The sequence below is a fragment of the Pseudomonas sp. NPDC087342 genome, from assembly GCF_044744265.1.
Classification (GTDB): domain Bacteria; phylum Pseudomonadota; class Gammaproteobacteria; order Pseudomonadales; family Pseudomonadaceae; genus Aquipseudomonas; species Aquipseudomonas nunensis.
Map to the genome: position 1 here is coordinate 1,464,319 of NZ_JBIUXZ010000001.1, position 16,343 is coordinate 1,480,661.

14 protein-coding genes are annotated in these 16,343 nt (G+C 59.3%); 6 read left to right on the forward strand and 8 right to left on the reverse strand.

Annotated elements, in window-relative coordinates:
- Nucleotides 1-149: 149 nt before the first annotated feature.
- Together ACIOYV_RS06620 and ACIOYV_RS06625 are read left to right on the forward strand one after the other, a co-directional pair.
- Nucleotides 150-1,505 carry a cache domain-containing protein gene (locus ACIOYV_RS06620; RefSeq protein WP_401322007.1) on the forward strand — a complete coding sequence of 452 codons (1,356 nt, stop codon included), beginning with the start codon at nucleotides 150-152 and terminating at the stop codon, nucleotides 1,503-1,505.
- A 39-nt stretch (nucleotides 1,506-1,544) separates the two neighbouring features.
- A complete protein-coding gene (locus tag ACIOYV_RS06625) occupies nucleotides 1,545-2,177 on the forward strand; it encodes a response regulator transcription factor (protein WP_054614475.1) in 633 nt (210 codons plus the stop codon).
- 190 nt (nucleotides 2,178-2,367) lie between these two features.
- On the opposite strand, the gene ACIOYV_RS06630 is transcribed toward ACIOYV_RS06625, so the two are convergent.
- Nucleotides 2,368-2,583 (reverse strand): molybdopterin-binding protein, encoded by a 216-nt coding sequence (locus tag ACIOYV_RS06630; protein WP_034150404.1) that lies wholly within the window; start codon nucleotides 2,581-2,583, stop codon nucleotides 2,368-2,370.
- 226 nt (nucleotides 2,584-2,809) lie between these two features.
- Between ACIOYV_RS06630 and ACIOYV_RS06635 the strand changes: the two genes are divergently transcribed.
- Entirely contained in the window at nucleotides 2,810-3,763 is a 954-nt protein-coding gene (locus ACIOYV_RS06635) for an aliphatic sulfonate ABC transporter substrate-binding protein (RefSeq protein ID WP_401322012.1), read from the forward strand.
- Between the two features lie 426 nt (nucleotides 3,764-4,189).
- Here the strand turns inward: ACIOYV_RS06635 and ACIOYV_RS06640 are convergent, their stop codons facing one another.
- From ACIOYV_RS06640 to ACIOYV_RS06670, 7 genes are all read right to left on the reverse strand, one after another.
- On the reverse strand, nucleotides 4,190-5,209 hold the full coding sequence (locus tag ACIOYV_RS06640) for an ABC transporter substrate-binding protein (RefSeq protein ID WP_401322015.1): 1,020 nt from the start codon (nucleotides 5,207-5,209) through the stop codon (nucleotides 4,190-4,192).
- A gap of 418 nt (nucleotides 5,210-5,627) precedes the next feature.
- Nucleotides 5,628-6,389: an ABC transporter ATP-binding protein gene (locus ACIOYV_RS06645; protein WP_054050757.1), complete on the reverse strand. Its 762-nt coding sequence runs from the start codon at nucleotides 6,387-6,389 to the stop codon at nucleotides 5,628-5,630.
- A gap of 6 nt (nucleotides 6,390-6,395) precedes the next feature.
- Nucleotides 6,396-7,727, reverse strand: a complete 1,332-nt coding sequence (locus ACIOYV_RS06650) for an ABC transporter substrate-binding protein (protein ID WP_401322018.1) — start codon at nucleotides 7,725-7,727, stop codon at nucleotides 6,396-6,398.
- A 53-nt stretch (nucleotides 7,728-7,780) separates the two neighbouring features.
- Nucleotides 7,781-8,848: a branched-chain amino acid ABC transporter permease gene (locus tag ACIOYV_RS06655; protein WP_401322020.1), complete on the reverse strand. Its 1,068-nt coding sequence runs from the start codon at nucleotides 8,846-8,848 to the stop codon at nucleotides 7,781-7,783.
- Between the two features lie 22 nt (nucleotides 8,849-8,870).
- On the reverse strand, nucleotides 8,871-9,752 hold the full coding sequence (locus ACIOYV_RS06660) for a branched-chain amino acid ABC transporter permease (protein ID WP_054050750.1): 882 nt from the start codon (nucleotides 9,750-9,752) through the stop codon (nucleotides 8,871-8,873).
- Between the two features lie 2 nt (nucleotides 9,753-9,754).
- Nucleotides 9,755-10,555: an ABC transporter ATP-binding protein gene (locus ACIOYV_RS06665; RefSeq protein ID WP_401322024.1), complete on the reverse strand. Its 801-nt coding sequence runs from the start codon at nucleotides 10,553-10,555 to the stop codon at nucleotides 9,755-9,757.
- A gap of 9 nt (nucleotides 10,556-10,564) precedes the next feature.
- Entirely contained in the window at nucleotides 10,565-11,656 is a 1,092-nt protein-coding gene (locus tag ACIOYV_RS06670) for an AMP-binding protein (RefSeq protein ID WP_401322027.1), read from the reverse strand.
- A gap of 282 nt (nucleotides 11,657-11,938) precedes the next feature.
- On the opposite strand from ACIOYV_RS06670, the gene ACIOYV_RS06675 reads away from it, so the two are divergent.
- The 3 genes from ACIOYV_RS06675 (at nucleotide 11,939) to ACIOYV_RS06685 (ending at nucleotide 15,952) form a co-directional block, all read left to right on the forward strand.
- Complete coding sequence (locus tag ACIOYV_RS06675; protein ID WP_177332730.1) at nucleotides 11,939-12,100, forward strand: hypothetical protein; 162 nt, start codon at nucleotides 11,939-11,941, stop codon at nucleotides 12,098-12,100.
- Nucleotides 12,097-12,744: a helix-turn-helix domain-containing protein gene (locus tag ACIOYV_RS06680; protein WP_054050744.1), complete on the forward strand. Its 648-nt coding sequence runs from the start codon at nucleotides 12,097-12,099 to the stop codon at nucleotides 12,742-12,744. The genes ACIOYV_RS06675 and ACIOYV_RS06680 overlap by 4 nt, the downstream gene beginning before the upstream one ends.
- 241 nt (nucleotides 12,745-12,985) lie before the next feature.
- Nucleotides 12,986-15,952, forward strand: a complete 2,967-nt coding sequence (locus ACIOYV_RS06685) for a hypothetical protein (protein ID WP_401322032.1) — start codon at nucleotides 12,986-12,988, stop codon at nucleotides 15,950-15,952.
- Nucleotides 15,953-16,343 lie beyond the last annotated feature (391 nt).

The following is a 16,343-nucleotide window of genomic DNA, read 5'->3' on the forward strand; positions in this document are numbered from 1 at the left end:
CTACGTAGTACTACGCAGAGCGGATTTATCCATTAGTTCGACGGCGCTTTACGCTGGGGAAGTGAGGATCTTTTTGGCCTATGATGCGCCAACCACGCCACCCACCAACGGCCCTGCCGCACCGTCGCCCGGTCTGGACAGGAGTAGATATGCAGCTCAAACACAAAATCGTTGCCCTGGGCATCCTGCCGCTGATCCTCGCGATTGCAGTGATTTGCGCCCTGGTCATGTTCCAGAATCGCCAGCTCGGCGAGCAGCAGGCGCAGTTGATCGAGGACAGCATCCTCGCCAGCAAACGCGCGGAACTGAAAAACTACGTAGAAATGGCCAAGAGCCTGATCGAGCCGCTGTATGCCGACGGCAAGGGTGACGAAGTCGCGCAGCAGCGGGTGCTCGAAGAGTTGCGCAAACTGAGCTTCGGCATCGACGGTTATTTCTTCGTCTACGACCGTCAGGGCCGCAGCCTGATGCATGCACGGCAATCGGACCTGGTGGGCAAATACCTGTGGAACATGACCGACCCGCACGGTCTGCCGGTGATTCAAGCCCTGCTGAAAAGCGCGGAGTCCGGCGCCGGTTTCCAACGCTACGCCTGGAAAAAACCCTCGACCGGCGCGGTCACCGACAAACTCGCCTACGTAGTGATGCTCGACCGCTGGGGCTGGATGCTCGGCACCGGCATCTACCTCGAAGACGTCGAGCAGGCTACGCAACAAGCCCGGGATGAAGTTGCCAATGGCATCCACGGCACCATGCTGGCGATTGCTGCGGTCGCACTGATTGCGGTGCTGCTGGTGTTCGTCAGCGGCATGACATTGAACGTCAGCGAACATCGCCTGGCCGACAAAAAACTCCAGCGCCTCAACCAGCGCATCGTCAGCTTGCAGGAAGAGGAACGCTCGCGGGTTTCCCGGGAACTGCATGACGGCATCAGCCAATTGCTGGTGTCGATCAAGTTTCAGTTCGAACTGGCCAGCCATCTGATCGAGGCCGGACGCGACAATGGCCTGAGTATTTTGCGCGAAGCCACGGAGCGTCTGGGCAGTGCCATCGGCGAGGTGCGGAGCATTTCCCATGACTTGCGTTCATCGCTGCTCGACACCCTCGGCCTGCCCGCCGCCATCGGCCAATTGGCTGCCGAATTCCAGCAACGCAGCGGCTTGCAGGTGAACTACGAAAGCGACCTGTTCGATTGTGATCTGGTGGACGGCGCCGCCGTGGCCGTGTTCCGCATTGCCCAGGAAGGCCTGACCAACATTGAACGGCACGCCCAGGCCAGCTCGGTGTCGATCACGTTGCAGGGGTCCAAAGAGGCGTTGCGACTGGTGGTCGTGGATAACGGCGTCGGCTTTAACGTCAACCGCGTCGATCGCCTGAACGCCGGGATTGGCTTGCGCAATATCCGTGAACGGGTCGAGCACTTTGGTGGCCGACTCGACCTGCATTCAACGCCGGGCCGAAGTGAACTGAACGTCCTTATCCCGATGAGCATGACGGCTGCGTGACGCCGATCATCCTCACACAACAATAAGAGAGCTGCATTGATGAGCCTGCCCTTCCCGATCCGCGTCGCTTTGGTCGACGATCATTCACTGGTGCGCGACGGCATCCGTGCGTTGCTGACGGTGGTGGATTTCCTGGCCATCGTCGGTGAAGCCGACAGTGGCGCGAGCGCGATTGAAATGGTCCGCGAGACCCAGCCGGACTTGCTGCTGGTGGATATCGGCCTCAAGGACATGAATGGCCTGGAACTGACTAGGCAACTGCGCCGCGAGCACCCGGAGATCAAGATCCTGATCCTGAGCATGTACGACAACAACGAGTACGTGAGCGAGTCGGTGCGCTCGGGGGCCAGCGGCTATGTGCTGAAGAACTCGCCTTCGCGCGAAATCATCGCCGCGATCGAAGCGATTGCCAGCGGCGGCACGTTCTATAGCGCGGAAATCGCCCAGAAACTGGCGGCCGAGCGCCCTGCCGACAACGAGCTCACCCCGCGTGAAAGCGAGGTGCTGTGCAAAATGGTATTGGGCATGAACAACAAGGAAATGGCCCGCGAACTGGATATCAGCGTGCGCACCGTGGAAACCCATCGCCTGAGCATTCGCCGCAAACTCAACATCGACAAACCGGCGGCGCTGCTCAACTACGCGATTGAGCGTGGGTTGATTTCCCGCTGAGAATTGTGCCCCCGCGAAACCCTGTGGCGAGGGGGCTTGCCCCCGTTCGGCTGCGGAGCAGTCGTAAAACCTGACGACGGGGTCTATCTGAGAGATTGCGGGGGGCCGCTTCGCGACCCAACGGGGGCAAGCCCCCTCGCCACAAGCAAGCTCCCTCGCCACAGGGACAGTGTTTCAACTTGAAAGATCTTCAGAGCTTGGCAATCGACACTTCGGTGGACTTCACGAAGGCAATCACTTCGCTGCCGATTTTCAATTCCAGATCGCGCACGGAACGGGTGGTGATCACCGAGGTAACGATGCCGGAGGCAGTTTGCACATCGATTTCCGAGACCACTTCGCCTTCCAGGATTTCTTTGATTACACCTTTGAACTGGTTACGAACGTTGATCGCTTTAATGGTCATGTTGAGGCTTCCTGTCTGATGTGGGGCGAAACCGCACTGAGGTGCAGGCCTTCAAAATGCACTGCTTCGGCAGATTACAAAAGGAATAAATAACGATTTATTTATTCCTGAATAGAATATGCAAAACCCCTAAGCTAAGATCCAAAAATTATTTAAAGAATAATTCTTAGAACCCTATGCTCATGACAGTTCGCCACCTTCTCCATTGCCAACTGTCGAGTTCGCCATGTCAAAACCCCTCAAGAATGCTGTGCTGTCCGGTCTGGTTGTCGCACTGGCCTTGTCCTTCGCACTGCCGGCCCAAGCCCGGGAAACCGTGCGCATCGGTTACCAGAAGTCATCGACCCTGATCACCCTGCTGAAAACCCAGGGCACCCTGGAAAAGACCCTCGCGCAAAACAACATAGACGTGACTTGGCATGAGTTCTCCAGTGGCTTACCGCTGCTGGAAGCGTTGAATGTCGGCAACGTCGATATCAGCGCCGACGTGGCCGATACCGTGCCGATCTTCGCCCAGGCCGCGCAGGCCAAATTGACCTACTTTGCCGAGGAAGCGCCCTCGCCTTCGGCCCAGGCGATTGTGGTGCGCAAGGATTCGCCGTTGCAGCAACTGGCAGATTTGAAAGGCAAGAAAATCGCGGTGACCAAAGCGGCGGGTTCCCACTACTTGCTGATCGCTGCGTTGAACAAGGCTGGCTTGAAGTTTTCCGACATCGAGCCGGCGTACCTGTCCCCGGCTGATGGCCGGGCGGCTTTCGAGAACAACAAGGTCGATGCGTGGGTCACGTGGGAACCGTTCCTGACTGGCGTGCAACGCCAACTGCCGACCCGCACCTTGGCAGACGGCGCCGGGCTGGCCAGCTACAAACGCTATTACCTGACCAGCAATGCCTACGCCAAGGAACACCCGGAAGTCCTGAAACTGGTTTACGAACAACTGCACAAGGCCGGCGACTGGATCAAACACAACCCCCGCGATGCCGCGCAAGTGCTAGGGCCGCTGTGGGGCAACCTGGATGTGGAAACCGTCGAGGCGGCGAATGCCCATCGCAGTTACCAGGTACAACCGGTGAAGGCTGAGCAGTTGGGCGAACAGCAGAAAATCGCCGATGCGTTTTTTGCCGAGGGGTTACTGCCCAAGGCAGTGGACGCCAAAGACGTCAACATCTGGAAGCCCTAGTTGCCAGTTTTTTGTGATTGAGAGCAGACACTGACTCACCACGATCAAATTGTGGGAGCGAGCTTGCTCGCGATGGCGGTGGTTCAGTCAACATCAATGTTGGCTGTAATGGCCTCATCGCGAGCAAGCTCGCTCCCACAGGGGTTTGTGGTGGTACGCAAATACCTGATCCACCCTAGATCAACTGTGGGAGCGAGCTTGCTCGCGATGGCGGTGGTTCAGTCAACATCAATGTTGGCTGTAATGACCCCTTCGCGAGCAAGCCCGCTCCCACAGGGGTTTGTGGTGGTACGCAAATACCTGATCCACCCTAGATCAACTGTGGGAGCGAGCCTGCTCGCGAAGGCGGTATTCCAGGCACAGAGGATGTGTCGGATGTACCGGCCCCTTCGCGCCGCTTCTGGCAACGTTAGCGCTAACCCGGCTTCAACTACCCGCCCCGCCATGGGCTTCTTCAAAGAAATAATCCTTCCAGCTCGCCGCCTTGTTTTTCAACACACCCAACTCCTGCAATTTCTCGGCATAGATAAAGGTGCGCTGTGGCACGACTGTGAAATCGATTTCCGGGTCGGCGACGATTTTCTCAACCAGCGGCAGGGCCAGTTTCGATTGCTCTACGCGAATGTAGGTCTGGGCCGCTGCGGGTTTGTCGGCCTTGATGATTTTCTCGGCTTCAACCAGCGCGTCGTAGAAGGCCTTGTAGGTCTTCGGGTTTTCGTCGTGGAATTTTTCAGTGGTGTACAGCACGTTGAACGTGGCCTGGCCGCCGAGTACGTCGTAGGAACTCAGCACTTTGTGCACGTTGGGATTCTGCAGTTCCTGATACTGGAACGGAGGGCTGGAAAAGTGCGCGTTGATTTCCGAACCGCCCGCAATCAGCGCCGCTGTTGCATCCGGGTGGGCAAGGCTGATCGAGATATCGTCAAACTTCTTGTAATGCTCTGGGCCAAACTGTTTCGCCGTTTCGATCTGCAACGTGCGCGACTGGAAACCCACACCCGCCGCCGGTACGGCGATGCGGTCCTTTTCAGTGAAGTCCTTGAGGCTCTTCACGTTCGGATTGTTGGTCAGCAAGTAATTGGGCATCGAGCCCAGCGATGCGATGCCCTTGACGTTCTGCTTGCCCTTGGTGCGGTCCCAGATCGTGAGCATCGGCGGCACACCGGCCGACACCACGTCCAGCGCACCGGCCAGTAGCGACTCGTTCATCGCCGTAGCACCCGAGATGCTGTTCCAGTCGACCTTGATATCGAGGCCTTGCGCCTTGCCCTGTTTCTCGATGAGTTGCTGATCGCGCACCACATCCAGAATCAGGTAACCGATGCCGAATTGTTGGGCGATGCTGATCTTGCCTTCGGCCTGTACGCCGGGACTCAGCAACAGGCTCGCCGTCGCCAGGGAGGCTGCCAATAGTGTCAACGCTGAACGCTTGAAAGGAGTTGCCATGAATACCTCAAAGTCATTGCAAGAAAGGGAAAGCAAAATTCGCACGGATACGCAGGCGCTCAAAGTGCACTGCCCGTAACAACACTAAAAGGAATATTTAAAGCTTTGGTTATTCAATAAATGAATATACAAGCCTGCCCATCTGCCTCGAAAGATACCTAGGCCAGATTCGTGTGCCCCCACCGCCGATGCAGTCCTCTGGCCAATGCATCAAGGGCAAAGCCCAGCACACCGATCAGCAGCACCTGACGCCTTCGCTGTAGGAGCGAGGCTTGCCCGCGAAGGCAGTGTGTCAGGCAACGTCAATGTTGAATGAACGACCGCTTTCGCGAGCAAGCTTCGCTCCTACAGAGGATCGGTTGTGGACGCAAAATCTGTGTCCGACGGGGATCGGTTGTGGATAACGCGGTGTACCAGGCTACCCCACAGCCCCCAGGTAGTAAGTGTGCAAATCCTCCCGCGCGGCCAGTTCGGCCGCTGAACCTTCGTCCACCACCCGGCCGTTTTCCAGCACAAACGCGTACTGGGCGTAATCCAGTGCGATGTTGATGTTCTGCTCGGCCACCAGCAGGCTCAGGCCTTCTTCACGATTCAGCCGGGCAAGAATATCGAAAATCTCCTCGACCACCTGAGGCGCCAATCCCATGGACGGTTCGTCCAGCAGCAACAGGCGCGGCTCGGACATCAACGCACGCCCGATGGCGACCATTTGCTGCTCGCCGCCGGAGGTGTAGCCCGTGAGGCGTTTGCGCAACAGCCGCAACCTCGGGAAGTAGCCGTAGATGCGTTCCAGCCGCTGACTCAACACTTTGCGTGAAGGCCGCCCAGCAAAGCCGCCGATCAACAGATTCTGCTCGACGCTGAGGTGCGTAAAACAGTGCCGCCCCTCAAGCACCTGGGCCAAACCCGCCAGCACCAAACTGGCAGGGTCGGCCTCGGTGATCTCTTGCCCTTGATAGACAATCCGCCCCGTGGTCACTTCCCCGCGTTCGGCGCGCACCAGGCTGGAAATCGCCTTGAGCGTGGTGCTTTTACCGGCGCCATTGGCCCCGAGCAACGCCACCATCTGCCCTTTGCCGACCTGCAATGAGACGCCGCGCAAGGCGAGAATCGACTGTTCGTAAAAAACTTCGACCTGCTCCACGCTCAGCAGCGGGTCGGCTATCGGGCTCTGGCTCATCGGACTTTATTGCTCCTGGCTGCAATTGCGCGGGGTGATGCCTTTTTCCTTCGCGTATTGCGCGGCGGAGGCTTCGATGATCGGCCGCAACAAGGCGCGGTCGGCCTGGACCCAATCACTGATCAGGTTCCAGCGCTGGCCGTCCCATTGCTGGAAGCGCACCGCACCGCCGCCTTCATGATCGGCGCACGACAGCTTCAGCGGCTGCACCAACCCTTTCGCGCCCAAGGCCTGCAAGCGCGCATCGTCGAGGTTCAGGTGTTCGAAGCCCCAGCGCACCTGCTCACCGGTCAGCGGTTTATTGCCGTATTTTTCCTGGGCCAGGCGCACGGCTTCGACGTTTAGAATGCCGTTCACCACGCCGAGGTTGTAGTACACGGTGCCGAAGCGTTTCGGATCGGCGAGGTTGCCTTTGCCGGCGTCCACCACGCTTTGCTTGATGCCTTGCAGCACCGGGAAATCGGTGCCCGACGGGTGCGTGGTAATCGCGATGAAACCCTTGGCCGCCGCGCCTGCCGGCACCACGTCCTCTTCCGAGTTGCTCCAGATATTGCCGATGATGTGATCCGCTGGGTAACCGACTTTTTGCGCCGACTTCAACGCTACCGGATTCATCACGCCCCAGCCGCGCAGGATCACCCAGTCCGGCTTGAGGCGACGGATGTTCAGCCATTGCGATTGCTGCTCGTTGCCGGGGTGCGGCACTTCCAGCAGGGTCAATTCGAAACCGGCGTTTTTCGCCAGTGTCTCCAGCACGCCGTTGGTTTCCTTGCCATACGGCGAACCGTGGTAGAGCACGGCAATTTTCTTGCCTTTGAGTTTGTCCGCGCCGCCTTCGCGCTCGCCGATGTAATTGATGATCGCCGACACTTCGGAATACGGGTTGAGCTGCAACGGGAACACATACGGGAACACGCTGCCGTCGGTGGAATCCGTGCGCCCGTGGTTGATGGTGATCAGCGGCAGTTTGTCGGCGGTCGAACGATCCAGGGTCGCGTACGCAATACCTACCGACAGCGGGTTGGTGGCGGCGGCCGGTGCACCGTTCAAGCCACCCTTGAGGCGTTCATAGCACTCGACGCCCTTCTCCACCACGTACTCGGTTTCGCATTCGCTCCAGGTCAACTTGACCCCGTTCACCCCACCCTTGGCGTTGATGTATTGCAGGTAGTCGATAAACCCGCCGAAGAAACCGGTGCCGCCAGCGGCATAAGGCCCGACGCGATAGCTCTGCAACGGGAAATACTGTTCGTTGGCAGCCTGGACCCCGGCACTCAGGCCGGCAGTCAGTAAAGCCAGGCCCAGTGCCAGGCGGCGCAGCGTTTTGCGGTGAGTCATGAAAGCAGTTCCTCGTGGGAGATCGATGGTGTTTTTGTCAGGGATGAAAGCAATCAGTACCGCAGCGGCCAGACCCTGGCCCGTTGCCGAAAGCGCTGCCACAGTCGGGCCAGGCCTTCGGGTTCCTTGATCAGAAAGGTGATGATCAGTGCGCCGAACAGCATTTTCTGGATGTTTTCCAACTGGCCGGAATCGATCAGCCCCGCCGGTAATAACCCGCAGACATTGGCCAGCAGAATCGGAAACAGCACGATGAACGCGGCGCCGAGAAAGTTGCCGAGCACACTGCCCAGGCCGCCGATAATGATGATGAACAACACTTGGAATGAACGGCTGAGATCGAAGCCGTGGGGTTCCACCGTGCCCAGGTAAGCGAACGCCCACAGCGACCCGGCTACCCCGAGGTAGAAGCCGCTGATGGCAAACGCCAACAGCTTGGCCTTGAACAGGCGGATGCCGATTACTGCAGCGGCGGTGTCCATGTCGCGCACCGCCATCCAGTTGCGGCCCAACTCGCTGCGCACCAGGTTCTTGCCGAGCCAGAACAGCACGACCACCACCGCCAGGGTCAGCAGGTAACGGCCCCGGGGCGAACTGAAATCCAGTCCGGCGATCAACAGCGGCGGCGAGGTGATGACCCCGGAGGCGTTGTCGTTGGTGAACCAGCTGAAGCGGGTCAGCACCCATTCCACGACAAACTGCGCGGCCAGGGTCGCCACCAGCAGGTAGAAGCCCTTGATCCGCAGGCTCGGCAAGCCGAACAACACCGCCACCAACGCAGCGATCACGCCACCGAGGGCGAAGCTCACCAGCAACGGCAAACCGGGCACGCGCAGTTGCAGGTTGTAGGCAGCAAACGCCCCGACCGCCATGAACGCCGCCGAGCCCAGCGACAGTTGTCCGGCATAGCCCGTCAGCAGATTCAAACCGAGCCCCGCCAGGGACAACACCAGCAGCGGCACCAGAATCGCGCTGAACCAATAATCATTGCCCAGCCAAGGCACGGCGACGAAGGCAAACGCCAACAGCAGCCACAGGCCGAGGCGATCCTGGCGCAAGCGAAACGTGCGCCGCTCTGCCGCATAGGTGCTGTTCAGTTGACCGGCTTCTTGATAAAGCATGCAGGCATTCCTTGAAAAAATGTCAGACCCGCTCGATCGCGCGCTCGCCGAATAACCCGGCAGGCCGCACCAGCAGGAACAGCAACGCGAGGACGTAAGGCACCCAGTTTTCGATGCCGCTGCCGATGATCGGGCCGAGGTAAATCTCAGCGATTTTTTCCGCCGCACCGATGATCAAGCCGCCGACAATCGCGCCACCAATCGAAGAAAAACCGCCGATGATCAACACCGGCAGCGCCTTGAGCACCACCAGCGACAACGAGAACTGCACCCCGAGACGCGCGCCCCACAGCAGCCCCGCCACCAACCCGACGAAACCCGCCACAGCCCAAACCAGCGCCCAGATCCGTGGCAGGCGAATGCCCACGGCCAAGGACGCGAGCGGATCATCGGCGACCGCGCGCAAGGACAAACCGACCCGGGTTTTGTTGAACAGCAGCGACAAGGCAATCACCAAGGTCGCGGCGGTGCCGGCGGCGAACAGATCGAACTGCGAGAGCAGCATCCCGCGAATTTCCAGCGGCTCATCGGGAATGCCCAATTCCAGCCCATGCACCTGCGCGCCCCAGAGAAATTGCGCCAGGCCTTCGATCATGTAAGACAGCCCGAGGGTGGCCATGAACAGGATGATCGGCGGGCGATTGACCAAGGGCCGCAGCACCATTTTTTCGATCAGCAACGCCAGCACCACCATGCTCGCCAGCGTCGCGACAAACGCCCAGAAGAATGGCAAGCCGCGCTCCAGCAGACTGACGAAAGTCAGCGCGGCAAACAGCACCATCGCGCCCTGGGCGAAGTTGAAAACCCCGGAGGCCTTGTAGATCAGCACAAACCCAATCGCCACCAGCGCATACATGACACCGGCCAGCAAACCGCCAATCAGCACTTCGAAGAAAAATTCCATGCTCAGCGAGCCTCCGCGCGGGAACGTCGGGTGCCCAGGTAGGCCGCGATCACTTCTGGATTGGCGCGCACTTGGTCGGGGGTGCCGTCGCCGATTTTGCGGCCGTAATCGAGCACCACTACGTGATCGGAAAGGCCCATGACCACGCTGATGTCATGTTCGATCAGCACGACGGTGGTGCCGAACTCACGGTTGATGTCGCGGATGAATTGGCTCATCTCGCCCTTCTCTTCCGCGTTCATGCCGGCCATGGGCTCGTCGAGCAGCAGCAACTTCGGCTCAGCGGCCAAGGCCCGGGCCAGCTCAACGCGTTTTTGCAAACCGTAAGACAGCTTGCCCACCAGCACGTGGCGCCAAGGATGGATGCGCAGGAACTCGATGATTTTTTCGGCGTGGCGGCGTTGCTCGTCGTCTTCACATGGGGCGCGGCCAATGCGCAACATTTGCTCGATCCAGCTGCTGCGGCGCTTGAGGTTGCGCCCGGTCAGCACGTTGTCGAGCACGCTCATGCCTTTGAACAAGGCGATGTTCTGGAAGGTGCGGGCAATCCCGCCCTCGGCGGCTTGGTGCGGACGCATGCGGCGTCGGGTCTGGCCGGCATAACTGACGCTGCCGCTCTGGGCCTGGTAGACGCCGTTGATCACGTTCAGCAACGAACTTTTGCCGGCGCCATTCGGGCCGATCAGGGCGCAGATTTCCCCGGTCTTCACCGCGAAGCTGATGGAGGTAATGGCCTTGACGCCCTTGAACGACAGGGAGATGTCATCGAGCCGCAATAAGATGGATTCAGTGGTCGCGCGCATGGGGGCTCGTCAGACGGAGTGAGGAATCAGGTGGGCCAGGACTTCGGCGGGTTCACGCGGTGTGGACGGTTCTTGCCAGTGGCCGGGACGAATCCCCAACGCCGCGAAGAACGCCGCGCTGTCCTCGGTCAGGGCCGGCCCCACCAGCAACGGCACGCGCAAACGGCTCATGCCCAACACATCGAGCAAGGGTCGGCGGATCAACCAATGGCCGAGCCAGCGCCGGACCCCGTGCGCATCTGGGACCATCGCCCAGCGATACAGGTGATGACTGAGCGTGCCTGGCAACGGCAAGCGTTCCCGGGCCCAGTGTTCGAGGCGTGCATAGGATTCGTGGGTGCCCAGCACCAAGGTCGGTCCGAGCTCACGGCGGTCGGTGTCGCGAGTGGCCAGGGCTTCGGGAAAGTTCAGGCAGAACCCGGCACTCAGCCAGGGCGCCAGCAGATAACGGGCCTGACCGCTGGCGGCGAACACTCGGGCGGCGAGCGCTTCTTCATCGGCGCTGAGGTTTTCCCGTGCGATCAATTTGCGCGCGCCCTCCAGCAACTGGCCGTGACTTAAACGCTGGGGTTGGCTGTCATCAGCACGATGAAATACGAAGGCTGTTGACGCTGACTCCGTGACGGGGGCCGGGGGCTCGGCGGTGATGCCAACCGTCAATTCGGCATACGCGCTCAACCCGGTATCGGTGGCGGCATTCAGGCCACGTCCGTCGAGGTACAACAGAACCCGAGGCGCGTGATCGGCGCTGCGAACCTGCTGCACGGCGTCGAGGGTTTCGGCCAGTACAAACGCTGGTTTCAGCGTGGCCAACAGATGCCGGTGATCAAGGTCCGGGTCCAACAGCGTGACACTGCCGCCCAGCCATTGCGCTGCCAGTGCCAGCAACAAGGCTTCGGCCCGGGCCTGACTAATGATGAGCAAGTCATCGCCGCAACCGAACCCACGTTGCTGCAAACCCGCAGCGAGACGGCTGACGTCCTGCGCCACTTCACTCCAGCGCCGGACCTGCCAGATACCCAACTGTTTGTAACGCAGGGCAATCGCCGAACCTCGGGTGGCGGCTTGTAGCAACAAGGCCTGGGGCAGTGTCTGGGTCATGGGGCGATCTCTTCGGGGGCTGACTGCAAACAGCCATTGCAGCCTCCGTGCCAGCCAATAAATACTTAACTATCAATCAGTTAGTCCATAACGTCGGTTTAGCTCCATGTATCGCCCGCGCACAGCCTGCCGAATCCCTGTTGCCCCACCAACACTTGCGCCCCGCCACTGCCCCTATAAGAACCAAAACGAATTAATAAATACAAAATCAGTATTTATCGTTATAAAAATATTCGCGTACTGTCAGCTCATCCCGTCATTCATCACACAGTGAAGTGCCCCATGAATCCGACTGCCAACGTCATCGACTTCGCCAGCTACCGCAAACGCAAACAGGCTCAGCAACGGGCGCGGGCCATGTGGGAAATGTACGCACGCAACGCCGGTTTGCAGGCCTTTCAATGGGTGCAAGCGGCCCAGGCTTCCGAGACGCGTCACGCGTGAACGGGCAGCAACCCTCGCGCTTTCTGGCGAGCGCCGACGAGCCTGTCGTGGATTTGAATAACCTGGAATCACAGGAAGAAGACCCGATCTGCGAGCGTGTCGCGCAGAACCTGCAACGCCTGCGCGGCAAGCGACATCTGTCCCTTGATGCCCTCGCCCGCCAATGCGGCGTGAGCCGGGCGATGCTGGCGCAGATCGAATCCGGGCGCAGCGTGCCGTCGATCAAAGTCCTGTGCAAAATCGCCAAGGGTCTGAAAGTGTCGGTGGCCGCGTTTCTTGAGCACCGCGCCTTTGAAGGCGTGGCGGTGTTGTCGGCGAGCCAGAGCAAACGCCTGGTCAGTGCCAGTGGTGCGTTTGTCAGCCGGGCGCTGTTTCCGTTCGACGTGGCACGGCAATCGGAGTTTTACGAGCTGCGCTTGAGCCCGTTGGGTGAGGATGTTTCCGAGGGGCATGGCCCCGGTGTCCAGGAAAACCTGGTGGTATCCCAAGGCGTGCTGGAAATCAGCGTCAACGATGAACGTTACCTGCTCTCCACCGGCGACTCGATCCTGTTCTACGCCGACCAGCCCCACCGCTATCGCAACCCGGCGGACAGTGAGGCCGTCGCGTACCTGGTAGTCACCTACCCCGAACGCCTGGACTGAACTCCATCCCCCTGTGGGAGCGGGCTTGCTCGCGAAGGCGATTTTACTTCCAACACATTCGTCAACTGAACCACCGATTTCGCGAGCAAGCTCAGCTCCTACAGTTTTGGCGTCTGCCAGCTCTCCACTCGTCGCTACTGTCAGATCTGACAGTAGCCAGCCCACTACCCTTTCCCGCTTGATACCTCCATCCCGCTGGCCCCTTCCGGCCAGCCCCGTTTTGCGGTGAAGGAGCGTTCCCATGACCAAAATCCCGGCAGTTGAGTCCGAAGCGTCCAGCGCACCCCTGACCTTGCGCCCGCCGTACTTCCCGTCCAGCACCACCCTGGCCGACCCGCGGCACTACGCCGGCGGGATTCCGATTCGGGCCCTCGAAGGGAATCTGCAGTGCATCATCCCGCCCTGGAACATCATGGGAATTGGCGATCGGGTTGATGTGACTTGGCAGAGCCTCACCTCGCCGGCCGTCAGTAAAACCATCGAGTTTGATCACGAAGTGGATAAACAAGTGGTGCTCTGGATCCCTCGCGGTCAGGTTCTGGAGGGCGACGCGGAGCCGGTGTTTTACCAGGTCACGCGACGCGGCCAGACTTCGGAACGCTCGGACCCGCTGGAGACCTACCTGGTCAAGACCACCCGCCCCGGCGGTTATGACGACAGTCCTGAAGAGGGGCATTCCGGGTTCAAGTACAGCTTCCTCACGGACATCTCCGGCGGCGTCGACGCCGACATGGCGAACCGCGGCGTGCAGATGCGCATCGAGCCCTACGAACACATGACCGCGTACGACCGCATCGTCTGCCGCTGGGGCAGTCAGGAAGTCATGCATTACCCGGTGACCCAGGCGCAAGTCAACGACCCGGTCAACAACCCGATCATCATCACCTTCACCCGCGCCGTGATCGAAGCCGCCGGGGATGGCCCGCGCGTGGTGGTGACCTTTCAGGTCATCGACTGCGTCGACAACCGCCCGGATGAACGCGCGCCGTGGGCGAAATACACCTATGTGCTGGTGGATCTGGGCGGCAATCGACTGGATGCACCGCTGGTGCTGGTGGCGGGTCTGCCGACCGACAGCATCGACCTCGATCAGTTGGGCGATGACGATGTGAATGTGCGGGTCTATACCCCTGTCGCGGACTTCGCAGTGGGCGACACCGTTCGACTGACCTGGACCGGCACACCAGCCCAAGGCACACCGATCATCGTCGGGCCGCTGTTGGAGTTGGTGAACTTTGTGCCCTTTCAGCTCGACTTCACCATCCCCAACGCCGCCGTCAAAGCCATCGCCCAAGGCTACGCCACGGTCTCCTACGTGCGCATCCGCAGCGGTGAGGCGGATCGTCCGTCGAAAAACGCCAGCGTCAGCGTGCGCGGCAACATCAACCGTTTACCCGCACCAAGCGTGGCGCAGGCCCCGGGCGGAACCCTGCCCGCGGATGCACCCTATGCGACGATTTCCGTGGCGTACTTCGAAGGTCGAAAAACCGGCGACCTGATCACGATCCATTGCCAGGGCCAACGTCCGGGCGGCAGCGAAACCTATTACCCGATCCGCATCATCGTCGCCGACAGTGACGGCCGATCAGCCATCACCCGCGACCTGCCCGGCAGTGAAATTGCCCCGTTGGGCGGCGGCACCCTGAGGCTCTACTACGTGGTGGCCAACGATGACCTGACGGTGCGCAGCGAACGCGAATCCCTGCCGCTGAACCTCAACGTCGGCGTGGCCCTGCCCGACTTCAACCGGGCGGAGATCACCGAAGCCGACGGCGATGTGCTGCTACCGGAAAAAACCCCGAACGGCGCCAACGTCATCGCGCCGTTCAACGTGCCGGGGGATACTCTGCCGGGCGACACCGTCGGCCTGCGCTGGACCGGTTCGGTCACTGGTGCGCATCCGCTGTATGAAATCCCCCTGACCACCCAGACCGCCGGCAAACCGGTGCCGTTTCTGGTCAGCGCGGAGCATATTCATCCCAATGTGAATGGCACGGTGGAGGTGGATTACTACCGCAAGCGCGGGACTGAGGCGACACGGTTTTCGCGCAAACGGGTGTTGAGTGTTGGCAATGCGCTGCCGGATTGGGACGCGCCAGCTATCAAGGAAGCGAGCGGCGGCACCCTCGATCCGATGAGGGCGACGCTCACCCTGACCGTGCAGGTTCCCGGCACCTTACAACCCGATGATTTGCTGAGCGTAACCTGGTCAGGTGCGGCAGGTTCCGGTTCCTACACTAGCGAGGCGAAACCGGTACGGGAAATCGGTCAGAACATCGAAATCTCGGTATTGCTCGTCGCCTACAACCTGGGCCGAGACGTGACGGTGAGTTACGCAGTCAGTCGAGGTGGCGTGCCAGCAAAAGCGTCGTTGCCGTTGGTGCTGAATGTGCAGCGTATTCCTGATGAACATCCCGGCTTCCCAACGCCCAGGATCAGTCGCGCCCAAGGCAATGAACTGGATGTCAACCAACTGGTTGGCACCGATACGTTGTTGATTGATCGGTGGCCTTTTCCGGCGGTGGGTCAACGTGTCTATCTGACGTTAAGTTGCCCCGGAGCTGACGGCACGAATGTGCCATTGGTAATCTGGACCGGGCAGGCACACAACTATGAACCGGAGATAATGTTGCCTTTGCAGAACTATTTGAACTGGTTGAAGGGACGCAGGGACGGTGCAACGCTGAGTATTGTATTTAAGGTGAACCTGGACAAAGTGGCGAATGATGCGACGGCGGTGAAGTTTCCGGTGCGCACATATATCGTCAGGGCATCTGACGAGAAAAGAGAGGACTTCGAAAGTATTGCCGATCAAAGAATAGTCGTCCCATTCACACTACCAACACTAACTATAACTCATGCGCAAATGCCAGCTTTTATTGAGACTCACAATTTTGGAAACAGCCCTAATAGAAAGATCCTTCGAATAGACGGATCTAACTCCATGAGCCGCAACTGTGATATTGAGATAACATCGACCTGCAAGAAAATAAGCTTTTGGTACGTCAACAGCGATAGCGGAGGCGAATATACTGACATCCTAGTCTATAACAGCACCGGTAAATTAGTTGGGGCCGATGTTATTAACCGAGCAAACCCTAATCCTGTGTTGTGCACCATAACGGGTGCTGATCTCAAAAAAATAAGGTTCTCCCTGAGTTTCCTGTCGATAAGCATTGATGAGTTCATATTCGAAGGCTGGAATTAACTCTATCAACGAAAAAACGGGACAGCATTATTTAATAGTTGCTTCGTCTGGACTGAAGCGAAGGAGACGGATTTATTTATCAAATACACAAATCCCTCTGTGAGGGCGAGTCTGCTCGCGATAGCGATTTTCCATTCAACATTGATGTTGACTGATACTTCGCCTTCGCGAGCAAGCTCGCTCCCACAAGGGATCGACGATGGGCGCAAATTTTGTGTACGACCGCGATCAACTGTAGGAGCGAGGCTTGCCCGCGAAGGCGGTGTGTCAGGTAACAACAATGTCGACTGAAAGACCGCTTTCGCGAGCAAGCTTCGCTCCTACAATTTTGATTTTTGGTGATTTCAGATATGAAAAAGCCCCCGCGGCCTAATGGCCTGCGGGGGCTTTT